The 26065-nt window shown below is 65.5% G+C and carries 31 protein-coding genes and 1 tRNA gene; 12 read left to right on the top strand and 20 right to left on the bottom strand.

Annotated features, from left to right (window positions below):
* Window positions 1-111 precede the first annotated feature (111 nt).
* The 7 genes from ACOQPH_RS14875 to ACOQPH_RS14905 all read right to left on the bottom strand — a co-directional run bounded on the left by ACOQPH_RS14875 (window position 112) and on the right by ACOQPH_RS14905 (window position 6790).
* Window positions 112-2265: a 3'-5' exonuclease gene (locus ACOQPH_RS14875; protein WP_420622125.1), complete on the bottom strand. Its 2154-nt coding sequence runs from the start codon at window positions 2263-2265 to the stop codon at window positions 112-114.
* Between the two features lie 313 nt (window positions 2266-2578).
* On the bottom strand, window positions 2579-2971 hold the full coding sequence (locus ACOQPH_RS14880) for a TA system VapC family ribonuclease toxin (protein ID WP_420622126.1): 393 nt from the start codon (window positions 2969-2971) through the stop codon (window positions 2579-2581).
* Between the two features lie 2 nt (window positions 2972-2973).
* Complete coding sequence (locus tag ACOQPH_RS14885) at window positions 2974-3198, bottom strand: antitoxin (RefSeq protein ID WP_419551246.1); 225 nt, start codon at window positions 3196-3198, stop codon at window positions 2974-2976.
* Between the two features lie 166 nt (window positions 3199-3364).
* A complete protein-coding gene (locus ACOQPH_RS14890) occupies window positions 3365-3970 on the bottom strand; it encodes a 3'-5' exonuclease (protein WP_420622127.1) in 606 nt (201 codons plus the stop codon).
* A 6-nt stretch (window positions 3971-3976) separates the two neighbouring features.
* A complete protein-coding gene (locus tag ACOQPH_RS14895; RefSeq protein WP_420622128.1) occupies window positions 3977-4699 on the bottom strand; it encodes a UvrD-helicase domain-containing protein in 723 nt (240 codons plus the stop codon).
* Window positions 4700-4744: 45 nt separating this feature from the next.
* Window positions 4745-5653, bottom strand: a complete 909-nt coding sequence (locus ACOQPH_RS14900; protein WP_420622129.1) for an IS982 family transposase — start codon at window positions 5651-5653, stop codon at window positions 4745-4747.
* An 87-nt stretch (window positions 5654-5740) separates the two neighbouring features.
* The gene (locus ACOQPH_RS14905) at window positions 5741-6790 is read right to left on the bottom strand and encodes a UvrD-helicase domain-containing protein (RefSeq protein WP_420622130.1); all 1050 of its coding nucleotides are present in this window, start codon (window positions 6788-6790) and stop codon (window positions 5741-5743) included.
* Window positions 6791-6811: 21 nt separating this feature from the next.
* Between ACOQPH_RS14905 and ACOQPH_RS14910 the strand changes: the two genes are divergently transcribed.
* Window positions 6812-7060: a hypothetical protein gene (locus ACOQPH_RS14910; RefSeq protein ID WP_420622131.1), complete on the top strand. Its 249-nt coding sequence runs from the start codon at window positions 6812-6814 to the stop codon at window positions 7058-7060.
* 288 nt (window positions 7061-7348) lie between these two features.
* Here ACOQPH_RS14910 and hemL read toward each other — a convergent pair whose 3' ends face one another.
* The 11 genes from hemL to ACOQPH_RS14965 form a co-directional block, all read right to left on the bottom strand.
* Window positions 7349-8629 (bottom strand): glutamate-1-semialdehyde 2,1-aminomutase, encoded by a 1281-nt coding sequence (gene hemL, locus ACOQPH_RS14915; protein ID WP_420622132.1) that lies wholly within the window; start codon window positions 8627-8629, stop codon window positions 7349-7351.
* A gap of 162 nt (window positions 8630-8791) precedes the next feature.
* Window positions 8792-9169: a clan AA aspartic protease gene (locus ACOQPH_RS14920; RefSeq protein WP_420622133.1), complete on the bottom strand. Its 378-nt coding sequence runs from the start codon at window positions 9167-9169 to the stop codon at window positions 8792-8794.
* Between the two features lie 137 nt (window positions 9170-9306).
* Window positions 9307-10074 (bottom strand): uroporphyrinogen-III synthase, encoded by a 768-nt coding sequence (locus ACOQPH_RS14925; RefSeq protein WP_420622134.1) that lies wholly within the window; start codon window positions 10072-10074, stop codon window positions 9307-9309.
* Window positions 10067-10954 carry a hydroxymethylbilane synthase gene (gene hemC, locus ACOQPH_RS14930; protein ID WP_420622135.1) on the bottom strand — a complete coding sequence of 296 codons (888 nt, stop codon included), beginning with the start codon at window positions 10952-10954 and terminating at the stop codon, window positions 10067-10069. Before hemC ends, ACOQPH_RS14925 begins: the two co-directional genes overlap by 8 nt.
* 11 nt (window positions 10955-10965) lie before the next feature.
* Window positions 10966-12279: a glutamyl-tRNA reductase gene (locus ACOQPH_RS14935; protein WP_420622136.1), complete on the bottom strand. Its 1314-nt coding sequence runs from the start codon at window positions 12277-12279 to the stop codon at window positions 10966-10968.
* A gap of 140 nt (window positions 12280-12419) precedes the next feature.
* The gene (locus tag ACOQPH_RS14940; protein WP_420622137.1) at window positions 12420-13244 is read right to left on the bottom strand and encodes an SAM-dependent chlorinase/fluorinase; all 825 of its coding nucleotides are present in this window, start codon (window positions 13242-13244) and stop codon (window positions 12420-12422) included.
* Window positions 13245-13275: 31 nt separating this feature from the next.
* A complete protein-coding gene (proC, locus tag ACOQPH_RS14945; protein ID WP_420622138.1) occupies window positions 13276-14067 on the bottom strand; it encodes a pyrroline-5-carboxylate reductase in 792 nt (263 codons plus the stop codon).
* Window positions 14068-14296: 229 nt separating this feature from the next.
* A complete protein-coding gene (locus ACOQPH_RS14950) occupies window positions 14297-14773 on the bottom strand; it encodes a YbjN domain-containing protein (RefSeq protein WP_420622139.1) in 477 nt (158 codons plus the stop codon).
* 19 nt (window positions 14774-14792) lie between these two features.
* The gene (locus tag ACOQPH_RS14955) at window positions 14793-16112 is read right to left on the bottom strand and encodes a glycosyltransferase (protein WP_420622140.1); all 1320 of its coding nucleotides are present in this window, start codon (window positions 16110-16112) and stop codon (window positions 14793-14795) included.
* An 87-nt stretch (window positions 16113-16199) separates the two neighbouring features.
* Window positions 16200-17213: a hypothetical protein gene (locus ACOQPH_RS14960; protein WP_420622141.1), complete on the bottom strand. Its 1014-nt coding sequence runs from the start codon at window positions 17211-17213 to the stop codon at window positions 16200-16202.
* Window positions 17210-17452 (bottom strand): MoaD/ThiS family protein, encoded by a 243-nt coding sequence (locus ACOQPH_RS14965; RefSeq protein WP_420622142.1) that lies wholly within the window; start codon window positions 17450-17452, stop codon window positions 17210-17212. The genes ACOQPH_RS14960 and ACOQPH_RS14965 overlap by 4 nt, the downstream gene beginning before the upstream one ends.
* 51 nt (window positions 17453-17503) lie before the next feature.
* On the opposite strand from ACOQPH_RS14965, the gene ACOQPH_RS14970 reads away from it, so the two are divergent.
* On the top strand, window positions 17504-18208 hold the full coding sequence (locus ACOQPH_RS14970) for a histidine phosphatase family protein (protein WP_420622143.1): 705 nt from the start codon (window positions 17504-17506) through the stop codon (window positions 18206-18208).
* Window positions 18209-18247: 39 nt separating this feature from the next.
* Here ACOQPH_RS14970 and ACOQPH_RS14975 read toward each other — a convergent pair whose 3' ends face one another.
* Window positions 18248-18430 (bottom strand): hypothetical protein, encoded by a 183-nt coding sequence (locus ACOQPH_RS14975; RefSeq protein WP_420622144.1) that lies wholly within the window; start codon window positions 18428-18430, stop codon window positions 18248-18250.
* Between the two features lie 80 nt (window positions 18431-18510).
* On the opposite strand from ACOQPH_RS14975, the gene ACOQPH_RS14980 reads away from it, so the two are divergent.
* From ACOQPH_RS14980 to ACOQPH_RS14990, 3 genes are all read left to right on the top strand, one after another.
* A tRNA-Lys gene (locus tag ACOQPH_RS14980) sits at window positions 18511-18583 on the top strand.
* Window positions 18584-18633: 50 nt separating this feature from the next.
* Window positions 18634-19068 (top strand): dUTP diphosphatase, encoded by a 435-nt coding sequence (gene dut / locus ACOQPH_RS14985; protein WP_420622145.1) that lies wholly within the window; start codon window positions 18634-18636, stop codon window positions 19066-19068.
* 139 nt (window positions 19069-19207) lie between these two features.
* The gene (locus ACOQPH_RS14990) at window positions 19208-19501 is read left to right on the top strand and encodes a hypothetical protein (protein ID WP_420622146.1); all 294 of its coding nucleotides are present in this window, start codon (window positions 19208-19210) and stop codon (window positions 19499-19501) included.
* An 88-nt stretch (window positions 19502-19589) separates the two neighbouring features.
* Here the strand turns inward: ACOQPH_RS14990 and ACOQPH_RS14995 are convergent, their stop codons facing one another.
* Complete coding sequence (locus ACOQPH_RS14995; protein ID WP_420622147.1) at window positions 19590-20654, bottom strand: potassium channel family protein; 1065 nt, start codon at window positions 20652-20654, stop codon at window positions 19590-19592.
* Between the two features lie 51 nt (window positions 20655-20705).
* Here ACOQPH_RS14995 and orn point away from each other — a divergent pair, with 51 nt between their 5' ends.
* From orn to ACOQPH_RS15030, 7 genes are all read left to right on the top strand, one after another.
* Complete coding sequence (orn, locus tag ACOQPH_RS15000) at window positions 20706-21329, top strand: oligoribonuclease (RefSeq protein WP_420622148.1); 624 nt, start codon at window positions 20706-20708, stop codon at window positions 21327-21329.
* 31 nt (window positions 21330-21360) lie between these two features.
* Window positions 21361-22449, top strand: coding sequence for an MBL fold metallo-hydrolase (locus ACOQPH_RS15005; protein WP_420622149.1), 1089 nt, complete (start codon window positions 21361-21363; stop codon window positions 22447-22449).
* A gap of 168 nt (window positions 22450-22617) precedes the next feature.
* A complete protein-coding gene (locus ACOQPH_RS15010) occupies window positions 22618-22863 on the top strand; it encodes a hypothetical protein (RefSeq protein ID WP_420622150.1) in 246 nt (81 codons plus the stop codon).
* A gap of 128 nt (window positions 22864-22991) precedes the next feature.
* On the top strand, window positions 22992-23336 hold the full coding sequence (locus ACOQPH_RS15015; RefSeq protein ID WP_420622151.1) for a WhiB family transcriptional regulator: 345 nt from the start codon (window positions 22992-22994) through the stop codon (window positions 23334-23336).
* Between the two features lie 217 nt (window positions 23337-23553).
* The gene (locus ACOQPH_RS15020) at window positions 23554-24357 is read left to right on the top strand and encodes a TlpA family protein disulfide reductase (RefSeq protein WP_420622152.1); all 804 of its coding nucleotides are present in this window, start codon (window positions 23554-23556) and stop codon (window positions 24355-24357) included.
* A gap of 81 nt (window positions 24358-24438) precedes the next feature.
* A complete protein-coding gene (locus ACOQPH_RS15025) occupies window positions 24439-25356 on the top strand; it encodes a cytochrome c biogenesis CcdA family protein (RefSeq protein ID WP_420622153.1) in 918 nt (305 codons plus the stop codon).
* A 6-nt stretch (window positions 25357-25362) separates the two neighbouring features.
* Window positions 25363-26061 carry a poly-gamma-glutamate hydrolase family protein gene (locus ACOQPH_RS15030; protein WP_420622154.1) on the top strand — a complete coding sequence of 233 codons (699 nt, stop codon included), beginning with the start codon at window positions 25363-25365 and terminating at the stop codon, window positions 26059-26061.
* Window positions 26062-26065 lie beyond the last annotated feature (4 nt).

Below are 26065 nucleotides of genomic sequence, written 5' to 3' on the forward strand. Positions count from 1 at the left end.
GCGCCCCAATATCGGCGCGTATCAGGCGGTGCGCCATAACGAGATCAATGAGCGACTAGCCAGACAGATCATCAAGCAGCTCGGCCTGCCAAGCGATTGACAGCTGAGTTTCTAGGTGGCCGGGACGCGGATGGCCTCAAAGTGATCGCGGCCTGCGTCGATCAGCGAATGAGGCTTCTCGCTGCACACGACGTAGAGCGCGTCCCGGGCGCGTGTCATAGCCACGAAGAGCTTCGTGGCGGCGAGCGCCTCAGCATCCGCGCGTTCGGCGGGAGGAAACTTGTTGGAGGCCGTGAACGGCCATGCGCCGTGCGACACGCCGAGCAGAAAGACGACCTTGAACTCCAGGCCCTTCGCCCGATCGAACGTCCCCACCTTGACCTCTTCGGTCGTCTTGCCGGCGAATTCCTTCAGGTTGATGCAGCTCAGGCCGGCCTGCTCCAGTACTGAGATCGCGGCGTCGACCTGGCTGTTCGTGACCGCAAAGACGCCGAAGTCACCCAGACTCAGCGCTGGGTTCGTTGCGGCGAGCAAGGTGATTTCTTCCACCACGTACCGGCGCTCATCGCCTTGATCTGCGGCGATCACGAGGCGCGGCGTCACACCGTCACGGTGAGTTTCCCATTGCGCATCAGCGCGTCGCCGCGGCCGCGCTGATGTCGGCACCGCAGATGCTGAGCCAGACGGTTCGTCGTCTGTCTCGTCGCTGAGATCGCCAATTTCCTGCGCGCCGGTACAGGCCATGGCTGCCCCGATGATCTGACGCGTGTTTCGGTAGTTGACGACCAGCACTTCGCTGCGGCCTCGAACTTCAATGCCCGCATCACTCAGTGCGAAGCCTCCGGGATAGACACGCTGGGCGGCATCGCCGACAATCAGCAGCGAGTTGTGGCCAAGCACGAAGCCGTGCCCTTCGCCGGTCTCGTAAGGGACGCGTTCGGCCACCAACGCGCTCAGCAGCTCTAGGCCAATCTGGGTCAGGTCCTGCGATTCGTCGACAAGCACGGCGCGGTATCGAGGCTGCGGGAGCGATCGCACGTAGTCACGCGCTCGGCGGATGCGGTCATCGAAGTGTTCGAGGCCCTTATCCGCCATCATTTCGCGCCATGCGAGATGGAGGTCCCACATCTGGTCGCGCACGGGTTGCTGGAACGCAACTTCGCGGCCATGGCGCCTGATCTTGCGATAGGTCTCCAAGTCTCCGATGTCACGCCCGATGATGACCTTGGTCACCTCGTCGATGAGGTAGTCGTCGGAGAGTCCCAGCGCGTGCAACGGCGAACCGGGGCGAACCACGTCGCGCTTCGCCCGCGCGAACGTGCTCTTCGACTGCGCGATGTTGACGCTCGCCTGAGGGCCACGGCGATGCTCGTCGATCACTTGGCACAGGCGGTCCGCGAGCTGGTCAATATTCGCGAACTCGACCGATCCCGAGACGGACGTGGGCAGCCTCGAATACAGACTCTCGAGCACGGGCGGCAGGCTTCGGATGAAGGTCGTGAACAGGATCGGCCGGAGTTCCTCGCCGAATATCTCTTCTTGCAACGGGCGCTTGGCCAGCCAGGCCGCTCGATGCAGTGCCACGGTGGTCTTGCCGGTACCCGCTGATCCGCTTACCCGGGCAGGGCCAGTGAAGTCGCGTTCGACGATGTCGCGCTGCGAGGGGTGCAGGAAGATCATCCAGTCCTCGATCGGAGCTTCGGCGAGGCGCTTGACTTCGTCGGCGTTCAGCGTGATCGACAGCGCGGCCGCGGCACCACGCTCGGTGATATCTCGAGCGAACTGCTCGACAGCCGCTTGCTCTGCTGTGGTCAGTTGATCGCTGCGCCATTGGTCAGGATGAACCTCGTGCAGTTCAAACAAAAGTTCGAGCAGCGAAAGTCGCAAGGCGATGTTGTCGTCGCCCGGCCAATGACGCAGCAGCACGTCGTCCCCGTCAAGGTCGGTCGCACGAACCAGCGCCTCCACCTGATCGGCGCTCACGCCACCGAATTCGTCTCGCACCTTCAACATGTCCAGCACGTCTGCGGCAGACCACATCCACAGCAGCGGTCGTTGCGGCTCGTCCTTCGTCGACAGTTGCTCTCGACGCTCGTGGACGTACGAGTCTGGCTTGGCGTGGCGTTCTGTCGACGGAAGGCCGTCTTCAGCCGGCTCGCTTGCAGGCATCGCCTCGCTCGGTGGCGGCGCAGTCGGCAGGGTTCTGATGCGCTCGGCCCGCTCATAGACCGCGTCGTGATGACCGGCGTGAACCAGCTCGCTCATTGCTCCGAGGCGCCGGAGCAAAATGCGCAGATCTTTAGATGCCCGCGCGGACCACAGCCAATCGACTGAACTCCTGACGTTCAGCTTCTTGAGGTTCAATCCGGGATGCGATGGGTCCTCGGCGAGTTGCCCCACTGCATCCCAGACGCTGGTCTGCTCGTTCCTGGTGAGTTCGTGCACCGAGTCTCGAAACCCAGGCGCGAGTCGCAGATCGCGTGCGACATGCACAGTCGTGCTCGACACGAGCGATGAGGCTAGGCCCACCCGTTGTTGCCAGCCGTGCTCGATGCGGCAAGGATTTCGGTTCGTGCGCTCAGGCCCCGATCAGCAGCGTCGCGTCGGGGCGGAGCAGCGCGAGGCCGCGATCAAGGGTCGCGACAACGCCGCCGTGGTGCTCGGCCAGCGCCGCAAGGTAGGCGTCGGTGACTTGCCGGTGGCCGATGACCCCACGCAGTGACGCATCCCCGTAGCCGAGGTTGTCGGGCCAGAAGACATGATTCGGTTGCCGTGAGATGGCTTCGAGTGCCGTGAGAGCAGCTTCTGCGGATCTGCCTTCTCGGATCAACAGTCGCAACAGCGCTCCCTGGGTAATCGGGCATGTGGCAACCACACCTTGATGCTGCGCGAGCCACGAGTGCGCCATGCCGTGATGCACATGACTCGGCACCGTCAGTGCGATCAGCAGATTGCTGTCCGCCAGCGCCACGTTCACCATTCGTCCTCGAGCGACCTGACGTCCTCGATGGTGATCGGTCGGTCGAGGTTTACCGTGGGCCACCCAGTTTCGTGGGATGAGTCACGGGTGGCGCTTCCGGTTCCGGTGGCCTTACGGAGCATCTCCACGATGACCCCGCTGAGGGTCTTGTGCTGCTGATGGGCCAGCTCGCGGGCGAGAGCGTGCAGGTCGTCGGGCAAATCGACGGTGGTGCGCATCACCGCATCATAACATCGATGTGCAATGATACGCAAGGCCGCTGCGCAACAGCGACGGACAGCCACCCTGCTCCCCGCCACGAGCGTCACAGGCTCGCCCGTCACGACTGAGAAGGTAACGACCTCGAAGCGGGCGCCATTGTCGAGCGACACGGGGACTGGTAAATCAGAACGGGTCGGCGGGCGCCAATGCTGACGCATCACCACCATCTGTTGACGACCAGATGCGCTTGTTGGTTTGGTCGTACACCTCAATGATCACGTTGCCGTCGTTCCACAGGGCCTTATCGATCCAGTCAGCCGATACCTCTTCAGCGGGTATCACCTTTGACCAGTAGGGCAGCCGGGAGTCCGACTCAGGGACAAAGGTGAAGCCATCATCCTTCAACAGTTTCCGGACTTCGTATGAGTTGAGGACTCGCACCTCGTAGCGATGCGAGTCCTTCCGTACCACGGAAGGCAGTTTGTTGAGGTCAAGCGTCGGGACATCGCGCGCCGATCGGATCGTATCAAGAAATGGGCTTCGCTTGGAGTCTTGTGTGCAAATGATCAGCCGATCTTTTGCGCGACTGACTGCCACATAAAAGAGACGCAGTTCAGCCGCTTCGATGTATTCCAGCGTGTCGCCGAAAATCTGGCCGAATATCCAATGTGGGTGGATGAGGGGATAGTGATTCGCGACTGCATCCAGGATGACCACCGAATCGCATTCGAGTCCTTTGTAGCTGTGGGCTGTGTCCACAATGATGTGATCACGCAGCTCCTCGATCATGGACTCTCAGAGCGCCACCTGGGCTGCTTTCGGTGTCCGGCCGGGGAGCGCATCGGGGTCTCGGGTCCGGTTCAGCAGCGCGACTTCGCCTTTTTGGGCAAGCCATTGCGCAATTCTCGCCACAGCGATCTCGTGCTCGTCAGCTCCCGAACTGCTACTGCGTTTACGCGCACGCAGAGCTTCACGTTCCAACGGCGTTGGGTCAAACTTGTCCAAGTTGCAAACTCCCACCAGTCCATCATCTTTGTTGACAGCTTCGGCGAGTTCGTCATCGTCGGCCAACAGAGCGTTCGAGGCGTTGACGATCTGCTTCTGCGAGCGATAATTCTGCGTGATCGACAAGTGCTGAGCATGGGGGAAATGCTCGTCGAAATTGTGGAAGTAGGCGAGATCAGATCCTGCGAAGCCGTTGATCGCCTGCCAATCGTCTCCGACCGCGAAGACCGTCATGTCGGGATTTGCCTGGCGCATGGCAGACGTGAGCTCGTAGAACGATCGCGAGAAGTCTTGGTACTCATCGATATGCAGATGATCGATGTCCCTGATGTCGCCGGCATTTCCCTTGCGCTCGAACCGGGTCGTCCCGCCCTTGACCTTCTCCGCTGCCTTCAGCATGAGGCCGTTGAAGTCTTCCAGCTCGTCACGTTCCAGCCGTGCCAAGTAAGCCGCATACACATGCCGTCCGATACGGTAGAACTCGATTTCGTAGTCTGATGGGTCCTCGTTCATCTTGCGCTGAATGGCATGCTGATCTAGATGATTAGTTCCAAGGGTTTAGTGGTCGTAGGCGGTGAGTGAGCGGCTGGGGCGTGTTCGGTGGTAGGTCTCGTTGTGCCAGATGGCGGCCGTGAGGGCGAGGAGCCGGGCGCCGATGCGCGCGGCGACGCCGGCTTTGGTGCGGCCTTTGTGGCGTTCGAGGCTGAGCTGACCTTTGAGGGTCTGGTTGATCGATTCGATGATCTGGCGCAGGGGCCGCAGGAATCTGGCGCCGGGCCGTGGGGCCTCGGATCGGGTGGCGGGGCGCAGCACGGTGATGCCGACGTCGTTGAGGTCGGCTTCGAACGCAGCAGAGCGGTAGCCCTTGTCGGCGATGAGGGTCTGGCCCGGCCGGGCGATCCCGGCGGCGTCGATCATGTCGGCGCAGACGTCGCGTTCGTCGGCTTTCGCGCCGGCGAGAGCGAACGCGATCGGCAGCCCCGCCGGGGTGGCCACAAGATGCAGCCGCAAGCCCCAGAACCAGCGGGAATGCGACGCGCAGTAGCCGTATTGGGCCCATCCCGCGAGGTCAGAGCGCTTTTGGGTCTCGCGGCTGGTGCCGCACTCGACCGGGGTGGAGTCCACCAGCCACACGTCGTCGTGCCACGACTCGCACTCGCGTGCGAGCCATCCCATGACACGAGCGATCATCTCGGCGCTGCGCCGCAGCCGCTTGTTGTAGCCGTCGCGGTTGGGCAGATACGGGAACCACGGCCCCAGATGCGCTCTCGCGTAGCGCACGAACTGCGACTCGTTGTCATAGCCCAGCAGCGCCGAGATCACCGCCAAGGTGACCAGCTCCGCGTCCGACAGCTTCGGGGCGAACCCCACCACAGGCCGCCGCGGAGCCCACCCAGGGTTCTGCGCCAACAGGTCATCGATCCTCACATACAGTGCGGTCGCGAGGGTGTCCAAGTCCGGGCCCATGCTGAGAACCTCCAAGATCGAAGCGTGAATACACACCCCGAGCTTGGACACCCTCACCCCACAACCGGTGGACCCGACCCCTTGGAACTAATCATCTAGTTCCTCAAGGGACCATGCACGCTGCCGGCACCGCCCAACGAAATTGACCATGGCCTGAGTGAAGCTGTCGACCGCGCGATCGCGTACTGCTTTCCACAGCTCGTCTGCGTCGAGGCGTCGGGGCTTCAGGCCGTGCTCTCGCAGATCATCGCACAAACGCTGGGCGAATCCCGCTTTGCCCAGCGCTTGCAGTTCGCTGGGACCGTACTCCAGCAGCGCACCCTTGAACTTGCCGGCCTTGACCGCATCGGCGAGCTTCTTCCAAGCAGCATCGTCGTCGCTGTGTGTCGAATCGGCAAATCTGATGTACAGATCCCGTTGTGCGTCGCGTGGAACGGAGAAATCGGCTCGCAGCCGCCGGCCTCCCCAGCGAATCGTTCGCTTGAACCAATACTTCACGCCGTGCTCGGCAAGCAGATTCGCTATGGCCTTTTGACCAAAATTGCTGACACGATCGCCTCGGAGCGTTTCATGCTGCAGCGAGTACCGATAATCGAGAAACTCCTGTCCGGATAGATGATAACCACCAGTCAAGATTCGAGACCAGTCTGCACTGAAGTGCTCGAACATCAAATCCCGGATACGATTCGCAAAATCTGGGCACCTAACATGTTCGTCGATGACCTGCTGAGTCACTTCGCTCAAATGCTGCTTGCCTTCATCTTTGTCATCAAACAACAGCTTCTCCGACGGGTGTACCAAAGCGTACGCAAGAGCATGGAACGTCATCACATGCGGAATGTCATCACCAAGCCACTCCCGTAAACGACTCTCCATCTCCGATGCCGCGCGACGATTAAACGCCAACAACATGATGCGATGTACCGGCACTCCGCAGTGCTTGTGCAGAAACAGCGCACGCGCAGTCAGTACCCGTGTCTTTCCGGAGCCAGCCCTCGCCGTCACCAGAACATTGCCAGTTACTGCACCGACAGCCGCTCCCTGCTCATTGTCCAGCGACAGACCATGGCTCCGCTCCGCCCAACGACTAACGAAGTTCGCCCTCTCGCGTCGATAGAACCGAGTAATGAGCGGCAACGACGACCAATTCTCGCTTACATGTTTATCGAATTCGAGAAAGTCATCGTGGACCCGTTTCTCGATTGCGCACTCCAGCGAACGAATATGGCCGTTGCTAGCACCACGAAGAGCGTCAAGCTTACCTCGCAATGTCCGAACCTCAGCCAGCCGTGCTGCTGCATCCTCGAACTCTCGCTGGCGTCGCTGTTGCTGCAGTCGTTCCTGCTCCTCTGCTTCTCGGCGTCTGATCGCTTCCCGTCGGTGCCGTTCCTGCTGCTCTACCTCTAGTTATTGCCTTCGCTCGTCATCGCTACGGAAATGTATCGATCTTCCTTGCAACACTTGGCGGCCAAGTGACGGCAATGAAGCATACTCGGCGGGCGTGAGGTTTTGCTTTAGGTACCGAAAGAAGCTACCAACTACACTCCCGATGATTAATCTTTCGAGATTGTGTATCACATGTTGCAGATATTCTTCTGCCTGCTCAGCTTGACCGGGCTTCCAATTCTGCCGAATGAACGACTCGAACTTGGACGCGGTTGATTCGAATGTGTCCATTTGCTTGCGATCCCAACCCTAGATTGGAGTAGCAGTAGCGGCGATGGCAGCCAAGGCTTCTTCGATGATGTCGGGGGTGTGGGCGAGGCTGACGAAGATCGCCTCGTAGGCACCAGGGGCGAACGCCACGCCGCGTGTCAGCAACTCGGCGTGGAGCCGTGCATAGGCCTGCTCGTCGGTGGTGCGAGCGTCGTCGTAGTCCGCCGGCACCCAGCCCGGTTCGGGCCCCGCGCCGCAGTACAGACCGACGAGTGTGCCGACCTGGCACACCGCGGCATCGAAGCCAGCGTCAGCCAGCGCGTCGCGCGCGCCGTCGGCAAATCGGCTGGCCCGCGCTTCCAGCTCTGCATAGGCCGCCGGCGTGAGCTGTTCGAGAGCTGCCAGCCCCGCTGCAGTCGCCAATGGGTTCCCCGACAGTGTCCCTGCCTGGTACACGGGACCGGTCGGCGCCAGCGTTTCCATGATCTCGGTACGCGCGCCGAGCGCGCCGATGGGCAAGCCGCCGCCGATGACCTTGCCGAAGCACGAGATGTCGGGCGTGACCCCGTACCGCTCGGCTGCGCCGCCGGGGCCGAGACGGAATCCGGTGATGACCTCGTCGAAGATCAGCAGCGCTCCCGCTTCGTCGCAGGCCTGTCGCAGGCCCTCCAGAAAGCCAGGAGCCGGGGGCACCAAGCCCATGTTCGCCGCCACTGGCTCGACGACCACGGCAGCAATCTGGTCGTCGAGCTCGGGCACCACGTTGTAGGGCGCGACGACCGTGTCGGCCACCGCGCTCGGCGGGACTCCGGCTGAACCCGACAGCCCGAGCGTGGCGACTCCGCTGCCGCCCGCAGCCAGCAGCGCATCTGCATGGCCGTGATAACAGCCGGCGAATTTTATGATGCGAGGTCGTCCGGTGTACCCGCGAGCCAGACGCACCGCAGTCATCGTGGCCTCGGTGCCGCTGTTCACCAGCCGCACCTGCTCCACACCGGGTGCAGCCTCGGCGATCAGGCTCGCCAACCGAACCTCCCGCTCGGTCGGCGCGCCATACGACGTGCCTTGAGCAGCCGCCGCGGCAATCGCTTCAGTGACCGCCGGGTGTGCGTGACCCAGAATGATCGCCCCGTAGGACTGCACAAAGTCCAGATACCGGCGACCTTCGACATCAAAGACATACGGCCCCTCGGCCCGTGCCACGAAGTACGGGGTGCCGCCGACAGCCCCGAAGGCTCGCACTGGCGAGTTCACCCCGCCGGGAATGACCCGCTGCGCAGCCTCGAACAGTGCTGCATTCGTCGGGTGCGGCTGCGTCACGGCCCCGCAGCGTAGGCCATGTCTCAGCACGCAATCACCGGCTGATCATGGGGCGAGCAACGAACAATCACGGATTCAGAAGCGCACCAAACGTACTGTGACTCGCCGCGTCTACCGCAGTCTGCTGACCGGTTTGGCACCCGCCCGCCGGGCGCGCCGGTCTCAGACAGGCGCGAGCGACTTGAGCCGTACCGCGGACAATCGCTTCAGTTGCTGGTTCCGCGGGTCCACCTCGATGCCGGCGGATTCGAGCGCTGTCAGGCCGAGCAGCGGCTCTGTGTCGTCGTCTACGAAGATCACCGAGCCCCAGACGGTCTGGTCCATGAACTCGAACTCAGCGTGGGCAACATCGAACTCCTTCGAGGTGCCATCGGCGAGCTCGAAGGTGCGCTTGATTCTCGGCGTGATGCCGATGGCCTCCAAGTGCTGGCGCGGCACAAGGGAATCTATGGCCCCCGTGTCCACCAAGAACTCGCCTTCCCACGTCCGATCGGGTTCGGCCGGGTTCTTGACGATGACAGACACATGTGTTGCGCCCACGGTGAGCCTCCTCTTGTTTGCAACGCGGAACGACGGCATCCGTCGTCCGCGGCGGGGAGTCTCACGCGCGGCGTCTATGGGGTTCGAATGGTTTTCTGGTGTGCGAGTCACGGCACCAGTGTTGCAGAGCGCTCTTATCAGCCATTCACAGCAGCAATCACTGCTTCGATGAGACCGTCGTCGGAGGGGCGGGCGGCGACTGCGGCGACCGGCAGGCCAGCCTCGGTGCACGCAGCGGCAGTCGTGCTGCCGATGCACACCACCGCACCTCTCACCGGCTCACCGTCGATCTGGGTCAGGTGGCCCTGCACCGCAGACGGCGAGGCGAAGATCACCGCATCTGCGGTGGCCACATCGGCGATGAGGTGGTCCGACAGCGTCGGTGTGACCGTGCGGTACGCACTCACCGCCGTGACATTCCAGCCGCGGGCTGTCAAGCCGTCGACGAGTTCAGGGCGGGCCTGCGCGGAGTGCGGCACGAAGCACGCATCGCCCGGGCGTGGATCTCCGAAGGCCGCGGCAAGCCCGACTGCGTCGTTGCGGTCGGGCACAAGGTTGGCCGGACGGTCCAGCTCGGCCTCGATGCGCGCTGCCGTCGAGGGTCCGACCGCCGCGACGCGGACCCGTGCGAAGCGCTTCCGCACACCGCGACGATCGGCACGGGCGAGCGTTGCTGCGACCGCATTCGGTGACGTGAAAGCGACCCAGCTGAATTGCTCGAGCCGCAGCAGAGCGTCGTCGAGCGGCTGGCCGCCATCGAGCGGCGGCACCACCGCTATGGCTGGGGCAACCACCGGACGTGCGCCGTGACGGCGAAGGGCTTCAACCAACCCGCTGGCCTGGTGCGACGCCCGCGTCACGACGACCGTGCGGTCGGCCAGCACGTCGAGGCGCTTCTCAGTCACCGCTTGTCCCTGTCCGAGCGAGCAGCTCGCGTGCGAGCGCCTCGCCGAGCGCTTCGCCGTCGAGGTCATTGCCAGAGGCGCGCGCAATCTCGGAGTGGTCGGGTGTTGCCAGTAGTGCCGTCATCTCGATGCTCCCGTCAGCGCCGGTGGTGGCGTAGGCCCCGGTGGGCAGCTCGCAACCGCCGCCGAGCGTTCGCAGAAAGGAGCGTTCTGCATGCACGCAACGTGTCGTGATCTGGTCGATGATCCCCGCAACTGCGGCAGCGGTGGCAACGTCGCCGTCCCGATGCTCGATTGCGATGGCGCCCTGCCCGACTTGGGGAACGAGCTCATCGGGACTGAATCGCTGCGCAATGCGGTGTGACTCGCCGAGACGCTCCAGCGCCACTGCGGCAACGATCACGGCGTCGATGTCTGGATTTTCCGCGGCGGCGATGCGGCGGGCCATGTTCCCGCGCAGGCCGGCGAAACGCAGATCGGGCCGCAGCGCCGCCAGTTGGCACTCGCGTCGTTGTGATCCGGTCGCGACGACTCCCCCGCGGGGAATCGCGTCGAGAGCCAGACCCACGAGCGCATCGCGCACGTCGCCTCGGCCAAGACAGCCCGCCAGCGTCAAGCCCGGGGTCGGCTCTGAGCGCATGTCCTTCGCACTGTGCACCGCCACGTCGGCCCGTCCATCGAGCACCGCCGTCTGCACCTCGGTCACAAAGACACCCTGACCGGACATCTGCGAGATTGGTGTGGACAGATCCAGATCGCCGCTCGTCGAGACCGGCACGAGCTCGATGTCGGAAGGGGATGATCCGGCTGCCGTCAGCGCTGTCGCGACGGCGCGCGCCTGCCATAGTGCCAGCGGGCTCGATCGTGTCGCGATCCTCACGCGGTCAGGTTCTACAGATCGAACAGGTCGCGCACTGAGTCGGCGAGCCGGTCGCCCTTGGCCCTGCCCGCCGCAGACCGCAGGGCGACGGTGGGCTGATGCAGCAGCTTGTTGACGAGGGCCGTTGTCGCACGTTCGAGCGCTTCGCGAGCGTCGTCGTCGATTTCGGGGTGCGCGGCCAGCGCACGTTCGATTTCCCGCTTGCGCACCGCTTCTGCCTTGCCGCGCAGCGATTCGATGAGCGGCGCCATCTCTCGGGCGGTGCGATCCCCCGAGAAGCGCTCCGTCTCGGCGGCCAGGATGGACTCGACCGCCGCCACCTCCGCTTGCCTGCCGATCTGGCCCGCGTCGGCGAAGCGTGACAGGTCGTCCATGTCGAGCAGGGTGACACCCGGAATGCGAGCCACGGCCGGGTCGACATCGCGTGGCACGGCAATGTCGACGATCAGCAGGGGGCGTCCGGCACGTCGCTCGATGACCTCTCCCACGCTGGCGTGGTCCACGATGACCGACGTCGCTCCGGTCGAGGTCAGCAGCAGATCGACCTCGACGAGGGCGTCTTCGAGGTTCCCGAGCGGCAGATGGTGACCGCCGACACGCGCGGCCAGGGCCTCGGCGTGCGACGGGGTTCGATTTGCCACCTGCACCGCCGCCGGGCCCGCGGCTGCGACGGCAACGATCATCCCCTCGGCCATCTCGCCCGCTCCCACGACGAGCACCCGGCAGTCCTCGAGCGTGCCGAGGTATTCGATAGCCATGCTGACCGCTGCGTGACTGACCGAAGCGGTGCCCCGTGCGATCCCGGTCTCGGTGCGTGCGCGCTTGCCGGCGCTGATGCCGTGACGGAACAGCTGGTTGAGCACCGTGCCTGCGGTGCCCTCAGCACGCGCCGTGTCCCACGCAGTGCGCACCTGACCCAAGATCTCGTGCTCGCCGAGCACCGCCGACTCCAAGCCACTGGCCACACGGAAGAGGTGCCGCGCTGCGTCGTCGTCGTAGAGGACGTAGAGATGGTCGGACAGCTCGGCGGGCGCCGCGCCCGACAGCGTGCAAAAAAAGTCGCGCAGTTCCCCGAAGGCCGCATGGAACTTCTCGGCAACGACGTAGGCCTCGGTGCGGTTGCAGGTGGACACCACGACGGCTTCGCTGACGTTGGGGCAGCCGGCGAGATCACCAAGTCGTTTCGGCACGTCGGCGGTGGCAACCGTGCACCGCTCCAACAGTTCGAGAGGTGCGCTGCGGTGGCTCACGCCCATGACAACGATGGACACGAGGACTACCCCGGGGTCGGGAATGCGGCCTGCACAGTCTCGCCGATCAGACACCCCGTTTCCACGCGATCGGGCAAATGTCGCGTAAGAAATATGGATCTGGGGCGCTCAGGCAAAGAAAAAGACCAACCGGATCGTGGCCGTGAGCAGGATGAGTGCAGCGAGCATGGCCAGCACGAGGGCGGTGCGGGGTCTCATGTCACCCTCCGCAGACGCACTTCGGTTCCCACATCGAAGCCGAGATGGTGTGCGCTCCCGCCCGCGACGGTGAGCTCGAGCAGGCCGTAGGGATCATCCGACAGTGCAAGGCTGCCCGTGCCTGCGGTGCCCGGCTCAGCCAGCTCGACCGATTGGGAGTTGGCCGCCGCCGAAACCCCGACGCTGGCGCTGGCAATCCATTCCGCGACGAGCTGCTGGCCGAGGGGTGCCAGCGTGTCGCGGTCCACATTGAGCTGCACCGTGCCCCAGCGCGTCACTGCGAGGACCTCTGCGGCCACCGAACCGTCGTCGGAGATGCGTGGCACGGCAACCAGCGAGGGCAGCAACGACGCCGGGTCGACCGGTGATCCCAGCGCCTCGATGGGCTCCCCTGCTGCGAGCCGGCCCGCTGCGGGTGCAAGCACGTCACGGGCCGGGTGCAGCACCGCTTGGTGGTCCGCGTCGCCGCCATCGGAGATCCGGACTGCTGCGTCCGCGCCGCCCACCGCTGCAGTGGCTGCAGCCAGCACGCCATTGTCAGGGCCGACCAGCATCGACTGGCCGCCGCCGACCGATACCGCTATTGCGGGTCGGTCCAGCAGCCGACCCACAGATGCCAACACAACGCCCGGGGCGAGATGCTGCACGCTGCGCACCAGCATCAACGCCGCCGTGCGCGTGTCGCCCGGGTCGATCTCGTGGCACAGGTCGATGACAGCCGCGTGAGGCGCGGCTTGGCGCAGGATCGAATGGATGACGCCCACCGATTCGTCTGTGGTACCCAGATCGCTCAGGCAGGTGACGGTGTCGAAGCCCGTCATCTCGGGTCGCCGGTCCTCGTTCGGCCTTCGATCACGCTTTGCCGAGTTCGGCCGACCGGCGGGTCGCCGCCTCGACGGCCGCAGCAAACGCGGCCCGTACGCCATGGCGTTCCAGTTCCCGGAGCCCGGCCGCAGTCGTGCCGCCAGGCGAGGTCACGTCGGCCCGTAGGTCGGCAGGCGAACGCCCTTCGGCCAGCAACGTCGCAGCGCCCAGCAAGGTCTGGTTGGCCAACTCGGCCGCCACCGGGCGGGTCAGGCCCATGAGCACGCCCGCTTCGATCATCGCCTCGGCGACAAGGAAGACATACGCCGGACCGGAGCCAGACAGGCCGGTGACAGCGTCCATCAAGTGCTCCGAAACTCGCACGACGCTGCCCACTGAGCCGAGGATCTCGCTGGCCCATGCGAAGTCCGCATCGGTTGCCTGATCGTTTCCGCAGATTGCCGCCGCACCTTGCGACACCAGCGCAGGCGTATTGGGCATCGCACGCACGATGGGGGTGTCGCTGCCAGCAGCATTGCCCAGCGACCTCAGAGTGACCCCGGCGGCAATCGAGAGGATGCGGTCGGTGCCGACAGCAGTGACGGCACCCGCGACAGCCGGGATCACGTCGGGCTTGGTTGCCAGAATGGCACCGGTCGAAGCCACGACGTCGTCCGAGGTCGACACGCCGTAGCGGCCGGCCAGTTCATCCCGGCGAGCCGAGATCGGTTCGACTACGCAGATTGTCTCAGCGCTGCGACCAGCCGCGAGCAGTCCGCCGAGCAGCGCCTCGCCCATCTTGCCGCCACCCACGATGAGCAGTTCGACCACCTCAGCCATGGGATCAAGGTACCGGACCGCATCCGAACCTCTTCCGCCGAGGTTTCCGATGTCGTCAGCATCGAATGTCGGGCTCAGGCGATCTCCGGGATCTCACGAGGGGCCTGAACACACGGTGCCGGGGCACTCGCCGTGAGTGGGGCACTTCCCTGCATGCCTGCTGGCGAATGCCCCGGCAAGGGCTAAATCAATCAGAAGACAATGAAAGCCGTCAAATGAATTTCGGGATCTACTTCTGGAAGCCCAGGCGAAGCAGCGTCGTGAAGTCGCGCTCGATGTACGCCCAGAGTGACCCGACGATCCGATCCAGTTCGTCCTCGTCGACGCAATGCGTCGGCAGCTCACCCGTCAGGTACAGCGCATCTTCGGCGCCGATGCCGTACTGGGCGCCCACAAGCGCGTAATTGCGGCGCAGGACGAAGTCGGCCACCTGGTCTGGTCGCTGCGGAGGAGCTGGGAGCACGTAGGACTCGTAGGCCAACGTGCGTTGACGCAGCGTCAGCCAAATGGCAATCACGTCACGGGACTCCCCCGCCAGGCGCACGTACCAGCGGCGCGGCACTGCATCGTCCCGGGTCACGTCAATCAACATGGGGCGCTCGTCGGGAGCGCCTTCGGCCTGTGAGCGAGCCCACTGCGCCAGCCAGGCATCCATGCGAGCTTCGAGCTGATCAAGTTCGGCGTCGGTGGCCGGGCGACGGGTCATGAGTTGGTGCCCGGGTGACTCACACGCAGGCAACGAGTTCGCGGCGCGCCGCGGTGTCAAGTGCTTCGAGAGCCGCAGTCGCGCTCGCGCGCCAGCTGAAGCGTTCCGCGCGGCGAGAGCCGGCATCGCCGAGGCGCAGCGCCAGCAGCGGATCGGTGAGGATGTCGGTGACCCGGCGGGCGTACGCGTCGGCGTCACGGCCGGCGATGAGATACCCGGTCTGGCTCTCGACGACGTTGTCGCGCAGGCCGCCCACATCGGACGCGACCACGGGTGTCCCGCAGGCAGCGGCCTCGAGCGCAACCAGGCCGAACGATTCCGAGCGGCTCGGCACCAGGCACACATCGGCTGCTCGGTAGTAGGTCGACAGCAGGTGATGCGGGAGCGGCTCGACGAACCGCACATGGTCAGCGACCGACAGATCGTCAGCCATGGCCCTCAACCGAGCCAGCGTGGACTCGCCTTGCGGACCGCTGGGTCCTCCCACGATGACCAGCTGGGCTTGGGCTCCGTCGGAAGAAGCGACTCTTGTGGCTGCAAGGGTCTCGACGGCCAGTTCGGCGCCCTTGAGCGGCTGGAGACGGCCGACGAACAGGAGCACCGGTCCGGGCGGAAGCCCGATCGCCGCCCGCGCCGCGTGGCGCTGACCGGGCGCGAACATGGCCCGGTTTACGCCGGGGGTCAGCACATGGACCCGTTCAAACGGAACGTCGTACAGCGACTGCAGCTGGCTGGCCTCGGCGTCTCCCGAGGTGAACACGGCGTCGGCACAGTCGATGATGCGCTGTTCTGCATCGCCGCGGTGGCGCGGTTCGGCATCACCGGTGCTCGTCTTGACGCGCCCCAATGTGTGAAAGGTGACCGCGAGGGGCACGTCGAGGCGGTGCTTCAATTCGTGTCCCGCCATGCCGCTCAGCCAGTAGTGCGCGTGGATGGCATCGACCGGTCGGCGAACGAGATGCTCGGCGATTTGGTCAACAAACGTTGCGACCACCGCTGGCATGTCGTCCTTGTCGAGCGAGGGAGCGCCAGCATCGACATGGGTGACGCGCACCCCAGGTTCCACATCCACCGCATCGGGCTGTGACGGATCGGTGCGCCGGGTGTAGATGTCGCACTCGACGCCGAGATGCGCCAACGCCGCGGTGAGTTCACGCACGTAGACGTTCAAACCGCCGCCATCGCCGCTGCCGGGCTGGTGCAACGGCGAGGTGTGCATGCACAGCACCGCTACCGATGAGACGCGTCCAGGTTCGCGAGATGCCCGCCGATCCGGGGCATCGCTGCGGGGTAGCCGAGTCGCCGGATACCCGGAATCGTCCGATGCGGTGGGGGCCACAGCCGACAACGCTACGCAGATCGTCCGTCCAGCACTAACGGGTCGGCAGTGTTAGCGGTCTCGCCCGGTTCGCGCCGATTCGAATGCTCAGATGGCAAGCAGACCCAGCCCCCACATCCAAACCAGCGCGGTCACGCTCAGCGAATCGATCCTGCGCACTGCCCACTCCCCACTCAGTCGCAGCCACGCCCGTTCACGCGCTCGGGGGCGCTGGCCTGCTCGGGAATCGGCCGGTGCTTGGTTCGCGGAGTTCGGCGAATCCGCCGGCCGGCGCCGCGGCCGCGCCGCGAAAGCCGTGATGGGCCGGGCTACGGCGGGTCCGATCGCCAGTGTCAGCGCGGCAAGAGCACCGAACTCGATGACGTCAGAGGGTGCGAACGGCGGCACGCTCAGACCGGTCAGCGCAAAGATGGCGATCACGGCCGCGACCAGTCCCACAAAGGGGCCCCGCACTCCCGGTGGCCGCCCCGCCGCGGTGAGGTGAGCGGCCGCGTCGTAGGCAGCCGCAGCAGTTACCAGCACCAGGACCGCACCGAGCGAGTACCGAGCAATCGCTGCCGAGCACGCGGCGGCGACCCCGACGTGCATCCAGGTGCGAATCAACAGCCCTGCACGAGCCAGAACAGCCGGTGGCAGTGCATTTTCGCTGGCGGTTGCGTCGGCGCCGCCGCGTCTGGCTCGCAACGCCCCGACCACGATGAAGCTGGCAATGACCGCCGCTCCGAGCACCGCGCCCGCGAGCCGTGTGTCGAGGACGCCCGCGAATCCAACTGCACCAGCGAGCGCGGCAGCCGGCAATCGATGGTTCACCTCGAGCGTGGCCGGCGCGGCACGTGTGTCATCGCCGTGCGGCTGGGACATTGCGTCGGCACGGCCGCGAACGCTTGCCGCCTGCCAGGCCCCAAGCACGGCAATCGCCGTCATGAACAGCCCAAACGTCAACGCCCCTGCCCAGATGGCTGCCACTTGCGCGGCGTACCACAGGATTCCCGCACCGATGCTGGCGTCACGTAAGGCCGCTGCGGGACCGAGCCACAGCACGGCTGCCGGGATGTGCGCCGGTGCTCGGTGAGGCGTCGCCACCGTGTCGCCGCCGCTCAACCGCCCGACACCGGCGGCAGAATGGCAATCTCGTCGCCGGCGCTGAGACGCGACTCGGGATCTGCGGGTTCGCCGTTCAGCCAGACGCGGCTGGCTGCCAATACGGCGCTGAAACCTTCGCCAAAGTTCGCCTTGGCCCAGTCGAGCGCGTCGGCAACCGACGACGCCTCGGTCTGGGTGCGGCCGACGCCGGCTGCCTCGCGCGCCCCCGCAAAAAGGCGGATCGTCACCGTCGGCATCGCCGCGATGCTACCGATCGTCTCTGCGACGGCCCGCTACGGTCAGGCGCCGTGACACAGCATTCAGAGTTGCTGGCGGTGCGCCATGGCCAGTCCGAGTGGAATCTGCGCGGTCGCTGGCAGGGACAGGCCGACCCGCCCCTGACAGGTCTCGGAGAGCGGCAAGCGGAGATTGCCGCCGACGCCCTGGCAACAGCGCTCGCAGCTGAGGACGACAGTTGGCGCACCCCGGTGATGGGTGGTCGCGACCTGCACACCGGTCGAGGGGCCTTCGATCTGCCGACATTCGACCTCATCGTGTCCAGCGACCTGCAGCGGGCACGCCGGACCGCCGAGATCATCGCGAAGCAGCTCAGCGTCAGCGACGTCGTGGCCGACGAAGCATTGCGTGAGCGCAGTGCCGGACCGTGGGAGGGCCTCACCCGGACCGAGATCGACGAAGGCTGGCCCGGCGACATCGCTGCCCGGCGGTGGCCGCCCGGCTTCGAGTCCGAGGACAGCATCGCCCGACGCCTGCTGCCCGCGCTGCAGCGACACCTGTCGGTCTGCGGCCGAGTGCTGCTCGTCGGACACGCCGGCGTGCTCAAGACCATCGATGCCCGCGTCGGTCTCGGCGACGAGCGGATGCCGAATCTGGCAGGACGGTGGTTCTGGCTTGACGGAGCCGCTGCAGATGCGAAGTGGTCGTGGGATCAGCTCGAGCCCCGCAACAGAGTCGAGTTGGTGTCCTCCGACGTCGACCTCATGATCGAGTAGCTGCGCCCATTTGCTTCGGCGCGCGCTCGGGACCTGTCGTCAGCGCTCAACAAGCCAGGACGTTGCAGCTGCGGGGTCGACATTGGCGTCCGCCAGCAGGCCCAAGGTCCGTTCAGCTCGTGCAAGGTCGTCCTCCATGGCGTCGAGCTCAGCGTCGTTCAGCAGCTCCGACCCTGTCGGCGAAGTCTGCGCAGAGACCAGTGGAGACGACTCTTCGGGCACCGACGTCAGGCTAGAGCGAGAATCCTCGCCAGTAGCCTCGACACGAGTGCCGGAGCGCCGCATCGGTGCCTGCGGACGTCGGGCCGCTAGCTCATCGGGTAGAGCAGGGGACTTTTAATCCCAAGGTGCCGGGTTCGAGCCCCGGGCGGCCTACCGCAACGACCACGGCAGTAGCTGGAGCCTCACCTACAGTGCTCGCCGTGGTGGCTGTGCCGATTCGACGCCTCGACCCCGACCTTCCGCTGCCGGCCTATGCCAAGCCGGGTGACGCGGGATGCGACCTGCTTGCCGCCGAGACGGTCACGCTCGCTCCGGGCGGGGGCCGGGCCATGGTCCCGACGGGCATCGCCGTGGCGATCCCGCCCGGTTATGCGGGCTTCGTGCAGCCCCGAAGCGGGCTGGCGATGCGGCACGGGGTCACATGCGTGAACTCGCCCGGCCTGATCGACAGCGGCTACCGCGATGAGCTGCGCGTACTGCTGCTGAATACCGATCCCACCGAGCCGTACGAGATCCAGCGCGGCGACCGGATCGCGCAGTTGGTCATACAGCGCATCGAGAGGGCGGAGTGGGAAGAGGTGGATGCGCTCGATGCGACTGAGCGTGGTCTCGGAGGCTTCGGACACTCGGGGCGCTGAAGCCGGCCGGGAGTGCTCCCGGCTCGACGCGTCACCGCGTCGTCGGTGAGTGGCGCCCGACCCGACCGCAAACACCAGCCCTCACACTCGCCGCTTGACGAGGGAGCGTCTGTCACACCCCATCGGTAGTCATGACGGCATGACGACGACCCCGCCGACACAGCCGCCGCTCACGTTGTTCGATGTCTCGCAGTTCGAGTTCGAGATTCATCGCGACACGAAGACGCCGGCTCGCCTTGCGGCCCGGAGTCCACAGGTCAGCGGCTTTGCCGCCGCTGTTGCTACCCGCAGGGTCGGTACGAACGTCGCTGCGGCGAAGGCCCGCCGGCAGCGTGCACGGGCACGATTGGCGAAGCGTCGGTACCTCGCCGACACCGAGCGCTACGAACGCATCGAGCAAGCCCGCCGGGGGCTGCACCTCGTGGCCGACTGAGCCAAGCCGATTGAGCCAGCAACGTTGGACGAGCGCGCTGCGTCGGGAACGTGGAGGGTCGAGGTTCGGCGCGCTACCCACCTGACGATCAACCGCCTGACGACAACTCGCTCTCGAACAGTGCCAGTGCCAGGCTCAGCTGCTCCTCGGTGCCAAGTACCACCAACAGGTCGTGCTCTGCGAGCTGGTGACCTCCCTGCGGATTCGTGAACCAACGTCCGCCGCGACGGATCGCCAACGTCGCGCAGCCCGTCTTCTGAGCCAGCTCGAGTTCTGACAGCGGCCTGCCCGCATAGGGGCTGCCTTGGGGGACTTGGTGTTCGAGCAGGCGGACATCTTGATCAGTCCGGCGGGTGACCTCCTCGAAGTAGTCGGATACGCCTGGTTGCAGGGCGATTGCGGCCATGCGCGACCCGCCGATGTGGTGCGGGTTGATGACACGGTTCGCGCCTGCCTGGTGCAGTTTCGGCAGCGCACTGAGCGAATTCGCCCGTGCCACGATGAACAGCCCTGGACACAGCGCGCGGGCGCTCAAGGACACGTAGAGATTGTCGACGTCGGAGTCCAGGGCCAGCACCAACGAACTGGCTCGCTCAATCCCGGCATTGCGCAACGCACCGTCGTCGGTGGCGTCGCCGCGTACCAGAAAACGATCGCCGGGGTCGACGCCGGGGTCCCGGTCGATGACCACCACCTCGGTTCCTGCGTCGACCATGGCCGCGGCGATGGCCCGGCCGACCTGGCCGTAACCGCAGATGACCGCGTGACCGGAAAGATTGTCGATGGAGCGCTGCATGCGTCGCCTCCTGAGCTGGTCGTCGAGCCGTCCCTCGAACAGCATTTCAATGACAACGCCGACGGTGTAGAGCGACGTTCCGGTGCCGAGCAGGATGAGCACAATGGTGAAGAGCTGATAGCGGCCGCCCACGTTCTCGGGATCGCCGTAGCCGACGGTCGAGATGGTGATGACGGTCTGGTAGAGCGCGTCGAGCACGTCGAGGCCCAGCAGCACATATCCCGTCGTGCCGGCGACCAGGATCGCGAAGAGGACTGCGAGTCCTGCGAGGAGTCGCTCGCTGGGCTCGAGACCTGGCGACGTGAGCCGCCCACGTGGACCGCGGCGGGACAACCTCCTGCGATACACGCCCTTCATCGATTGAACGCTATTGCGGTCAGCGGTCCAGGTCGTGCCTACGATGCAGCCGTGCTGGTCTGGCTGGACCTCGAGATGACCGGGCTGGATCATCGCCGCCATCGCATCGTGGAGATCGCGACGGTCATCACCGATGACGAGCTCACCGTCGTTGCCACGGGTCCGTCGCTGGTGATCGGAGCATCGCGGGCAGACCTGGAGGCGATGGACCCTGAGGTGCACAAGATGCACACGGCCACCGGGCTGCTCGATGAGATCGGGGCATCGCAGATCACCGTCGCCGAAGCGCAAGAACGCACGCTCGCGTTCGTGACCGAGCACGTTCCCGAGCCCCGCACAACGCCGCTGTGCGGCAACTCGATCGGGACCGACCGCCGCTTCTTGGACCAGTACATGCCCGCGCTGGAACAACATCTGCACTACCGAGTCATCGACGTGTCGTCGGTCAAGGAGCTCGCAAAGCGCTGGCGGCCCGAGGTCGCCGAGGCGTGGGCCGATCTGAGCAGATCCCGTGCCGGCACGACCAAGCATCGGGCCCTCGACGATGTGCTCGAGAGCATTGACGAGCTCCGCTTCTACCGCGAGCAGTGGCTGAGATCGGACGTGACCGAGCCTGCCGCCGGATCAGTCGCCGGATCGGTTCGGGGTCCTGACCCAGAATCGAACGCTCGTTAGAAGGATCAAATAGCTCGCTAGCCTGCAGCCCGTGTCGCGTCCCACCCGCGAGGAGCAGATGCCGCCCGACGGCAAGATCGCCGAGCTCGCACCGGACGTGCGCCGGCTGCAGCTGCCCATGACGATGCCGGGCCTCGGGCACGTCAACTGCTACATCCTCGACGACGACCGCGGCGCCGCTCTCGTCGATCCGGGCCTGCCCGGTCCGGCGAACTGGAAGGCACTGATGGCTGGGCTGGCGCAAGCCGAAGTTCCGCCCGAGACAGTCCACTCGATCATCGTCACCCACAGCCACCCGGACCACTTCGGAGCAGCGGGGCGCTTCGCTCGCGAGTTCGGAGCGGACCTGGTGACCCATCGACGGTTTCGGCTGTGGTGGGACACGGCCGATGAGGACGAAGAAGCGCTCGAAACGGTGTCGTCCGACGGCGAGAACAACGAACTTGTCGCCGACCCGGTGTACAGCGGGCGCGATACCGGTCCGGCCGGACCTACACCTTGGGGTGGTCAGCGCTACAAAATGCCGCTGCGCGCCAAGGTCGGGTATTTCGCGATGCGCAACGGCTGGGGCGGTCGCTGGTTCGCCACGCCGCATCCCACCCATCGCGTGGAGGACGCCGACCGGATCAAGCTGGCGCGGCGCGAATTCGTGGCGATCCACACGCCCGGGCACACCATCGACCATCTGTGCCTGTTCGATCCTGAGGGCGGGCTGATGATCTGCGGCGACCATGTGCTGCCGACGATCACACCGCACATCTCAGGCATCACGACGGCGCGTGATCCGCTGAAGGACTTCTTCTCCAGCCTCGATCGAGTCGCCACCTTCGACGGCGTCACGATGGGCTTGCCGGCTCACGGCCAGCCCTTCACCGATCTCGCGAGTCGCGTTGACGACATCAAGCGCCACCACAACGAGCGCCTGGACCTGCTCCGCACCTCATCTGACCGGCTCGGACGTGCCCCCGTGCAGGACTACATGAAACAGCTGTTCAAGGAGCGCTCGTGGGGTCCGATGGCCGAGTCAGAGACTTTCGCCCATCTCGAGCACCTCCGCTACATCGGCGAAGTCAAGGTTTCCCGCCGACCCGACAACGTCCTCGAATACGAGTTCAGCTGAGCGCCCGCGCATGGCGAAGCCCGCTAGGCGCGGGCGACGCTGCGCGACGGGCCGAAAATAACTTGACACGACCCGCAGCGACGTGGTGCTCTTGGCGGCGCTGCGGCGTATCGTCGGGTGACCGCAGCTGATCACCTGCCCCGACCATTGGCTCGATTGGATCTCCGGATGTCCGACTTCGGCACCTACAACACGGCGCGTGCCTGTAACGGCCGCGTACGGGTGCCTGCACTCGGCGCGCGCTGCGACCAGCAGCCCGTCATGTGGCGTCGCGAGCGCGGCATGCCCATGGGCGTTCGCATTGCGACGGGCCCCATGCCGACGGTGTTCCGGCACGTCGTGCGCGTTTGCGGTACCCACCCGACGGCAACCAACAAGCGCCACCGCCTGCGGCCTTCGGAGTGTCTGATGTAGTCCACTGAGACACCAGAACTCTCCGAACGGCCGCCGGGACAACCCGGCGGCCGTTTTGCGTTCTCAGCGCTAGCGCGAAATCCACCACCGACCACCACGCCAAACCGGCATCACAGAGGAGCACACACATGCTGGAACTCATCGTCGACAACCCACCGAGCCTCACCAATGAGGCCTGGCGCGCTCGGGGCCGCTGCCGCGACCTCGTGGGAACCCTGACGCCGCTGTTCTTCTCGGAGAACTTCTACGAGATCGCTCGGGCCAAGGCCATCTGCTCGGCCTGCCCAGTAATGAACGAGTGCTTCGAGGCCGCCAAGGCGCGCCACGAGCCATGGGGCGTGTGGGGCGGCGAGCTCTTCGAGAACGGCCGAGTTTGCAGAGACAAACGCCCACGCGGCAGACCGCCCAAACGGCCGCGGCCGCAGCTGATCATCGAGGAGGTGCCACTGCCTCCCGATCTGGTTCGCGCCTGAGTCTTCCCCCGCTCAGGCGCGTCCTCGAGACGGCCTGTCCCCAGACAGGCCCATCAGACACGGCCTGTCCCGGTGGACTGAGGTTGCCCGAAATGGGCGGCTGGCAGCCCCGGGGCAGGCCGTCAGCCGGCGGCGATTACGGCTGCTGACTGAGTGGCCCCACGGTCACCTGTCCTGAAACTGGCGCCTCAACAAGCGCAAGTAGCCTCGCCGCTGCATGGAGTCACGTCCGCAGCCGCGTTGGCGCACAAGACTGACACGTTTGCTCGCAGCACCAGTCCGCTATCGCTCCAAGCGGGGAATCGGCCTCTTCATCAAGAATCAATGGCGCGGAATCTTGTTTGGCGTGCTTAGCGCGTACGCGCTGGGTGCAACGGTGTTCCTGCTCGCGGGCGGCGCTCGGCCCGCGATGACCTCGCTGGTAGCGATGGAAGCCGAGGTGGAAAGCGGCGATACCGGGGACGACACCGATCGGACCGGCCCGGACGACTCAGCCATCTTCGAGGGAGCTGCGCTCGACGCGACTGAATCCCCTTCGACCGTGGCCGCCGCGGCGGAATCGCCTCCGGCGTGCAGTGACACCGACCCCTCACAACACAGTGTCGACTCGAGCCTGGGCGGCGTTCACGCCTTGGGCTTCGTGACGCTCGATGAACGACCGGCCGCCTTCGCTGGCTACGCGGGCTGCCCACTCATCGTGAACTTCTTCGCGTCGTGGTGTGCGCCGTGCGTGACCGAGATGCCGGACTTCGAACGCTTCTGGAATACTCACGGCGCCACGGTTGCGGTGCTGGGCCTCGCGGCGAACGATCGGCTCGAAGACGCCATCGCCACGGTGGTCGAGCGCGGTGTGACTTACCCCACCGGGCTCGACGAGGGCGAGTTGTTCATCGACTTCGGCGGGCTGGGCATGCCCACGACGGTCTTCGTGTCGCCCGACGGCGAGATTCTCGAGACACACAGCGGCCTGTTGACCCTCGACGACATCACGAGCCGTGCCGATGAACACTTCGGACTCTAAGGACGTCGTGAGAGGCACAATGATGAGTCGGATGGCAGCAGTGACGGCAGTCAGGTCTCTCCCACACCCCAACGGTGGCTTGTGAACGGCGCACGCCTCACCTTCGCCTTCACGGCCGGAATCGTCGCGACGGTCAACCCGTGCGGCTTTGCGATGCTGCCCGCCTACTTGTCGTTCTTCTTGGGCATCGACCGCCGGGCCTCCGAAGGCAGTTCCCGCGCCGGCGTCGGGCGGGCGCTGGCGACCGGCGCCGTCGTCACCACCGGCATCGTCGCAGTGTTCGGCATCGTCGGCATCGCTCTGTCGGCCGGGTTGAGCGCCCTGCGCGACTACGTGCCGTGGGCGGCCATCGTCATCGGCGTGGGGCTCATCGCACTCGGTGTCGCGATACTCGCCGGGTTCCGATTGACGGCGTATCTGCCCAAATTCGAGCGCGGAGCCTCCGGTCGGGACGTGCGCTCGCTGTTCCTGTTCGGCGTCAGCTACGCCGTGGCCTCAGTGTCGTGCGGGCTGGCGACGTTCCTGGTCGTGGTCACCGCATCGGCTGGAAACGACAGCTTCGTGGGCGGATTCGTGTCGTTCGTGCTCTATGCGCTGGGCATGGGCATGGTGCTCACCTCGCTGGCAGTCAGCCTGGCGCTGGCTCGCGGCTGGCTGCTCGGCAAGCTGCGCGTGCTGATGCGCCACACCGACAACATCGCCGCGGTGCTGATGATTGCAGCAGGTGCTTTCACGATCTGGTACTGGATCAACGATCTGACTGACCGCAGCGGTGACGGACTCGTGGTGACCGTCGAGCGCTGGAGCAGCAGCCTGAGCAACTGGGTCGCCTCGGTGGGCGGCGTGCGACTGGGCCTTGTCATGAGCATCGTGCTTGCGGTCGGAGGTATGGCGATGCTGATGACGGGTCGCGGCGACGGCGCTGATACGGCGACAGCCGACATCGATGAACTGTCTGGGACGGACCAAGCGGGCAGTGCCGCCGAGATGCTGAACTGAGCCACTGTGGCACTGCACCTGGCCGACCGCACGCTTCTCGATGCCGAGCGGCCCTTTGCTGAGCTTCTCGGCCGGCCAGGTGTGACCGAGGTGTTGCGACTGCGCTCGCGATTCGGCTTCATGGCCTTCCATGGCGGATGGCTCGAGGAGATCACCGACGACATCGCCACGTCCGCCGCCGAGCGCAGCGGCGCCTCGGTATATGCCTGCCTCCAAGGCCCCGACGACCAGTGGCACTTGCCGAGCCACTGCTTCGATCCAACCGACTCGCCGGTGCTGCGACAGTTTCTCGACCATGTGGACGTCGTGGTGGCGGTCCATGGCTTCGGCAGCCCACGTCTGCTGCGAGCGGTGCTGCTGGGCGGCCGCAATCGCACGCTGGCGTCCCACGTTGCCGTGCACTTGATCGGACGGCTGCCGCACTACGAGATCCTTCACCGTCTCGACGACATCCCCCGCTCCCTGGCAGGGCAGCATCCGCGCAACCCTTGCAACCTGCCCCGCGATGGCGGCGTGCAGATCGAGCTGCCCCCACGCATCCGCGGCAAGAGCCCGATGTGGACGGGATTCCGAGGGCCCGGCCGGGTACCCCATCACGAAGCGCTCATCGAGGGCCTGGCAGCGGCAGCTCGCGCGTGGACGCTGTCGCAGGATCACGCTGGCGACAGCCGCGAGCCGGCGGCCGTGTCCTCGATCGCCGACTGAGGCA

The organism is Candidatus Poriferisodalis sp. (genome assembly GCF_965221945.1).
Classification (GTDB): Bacteria; Actinomycetota; Acidimicrobiia; order Acidimicrobiales; family Poriferisodalaceae; genus Poriferisodalis.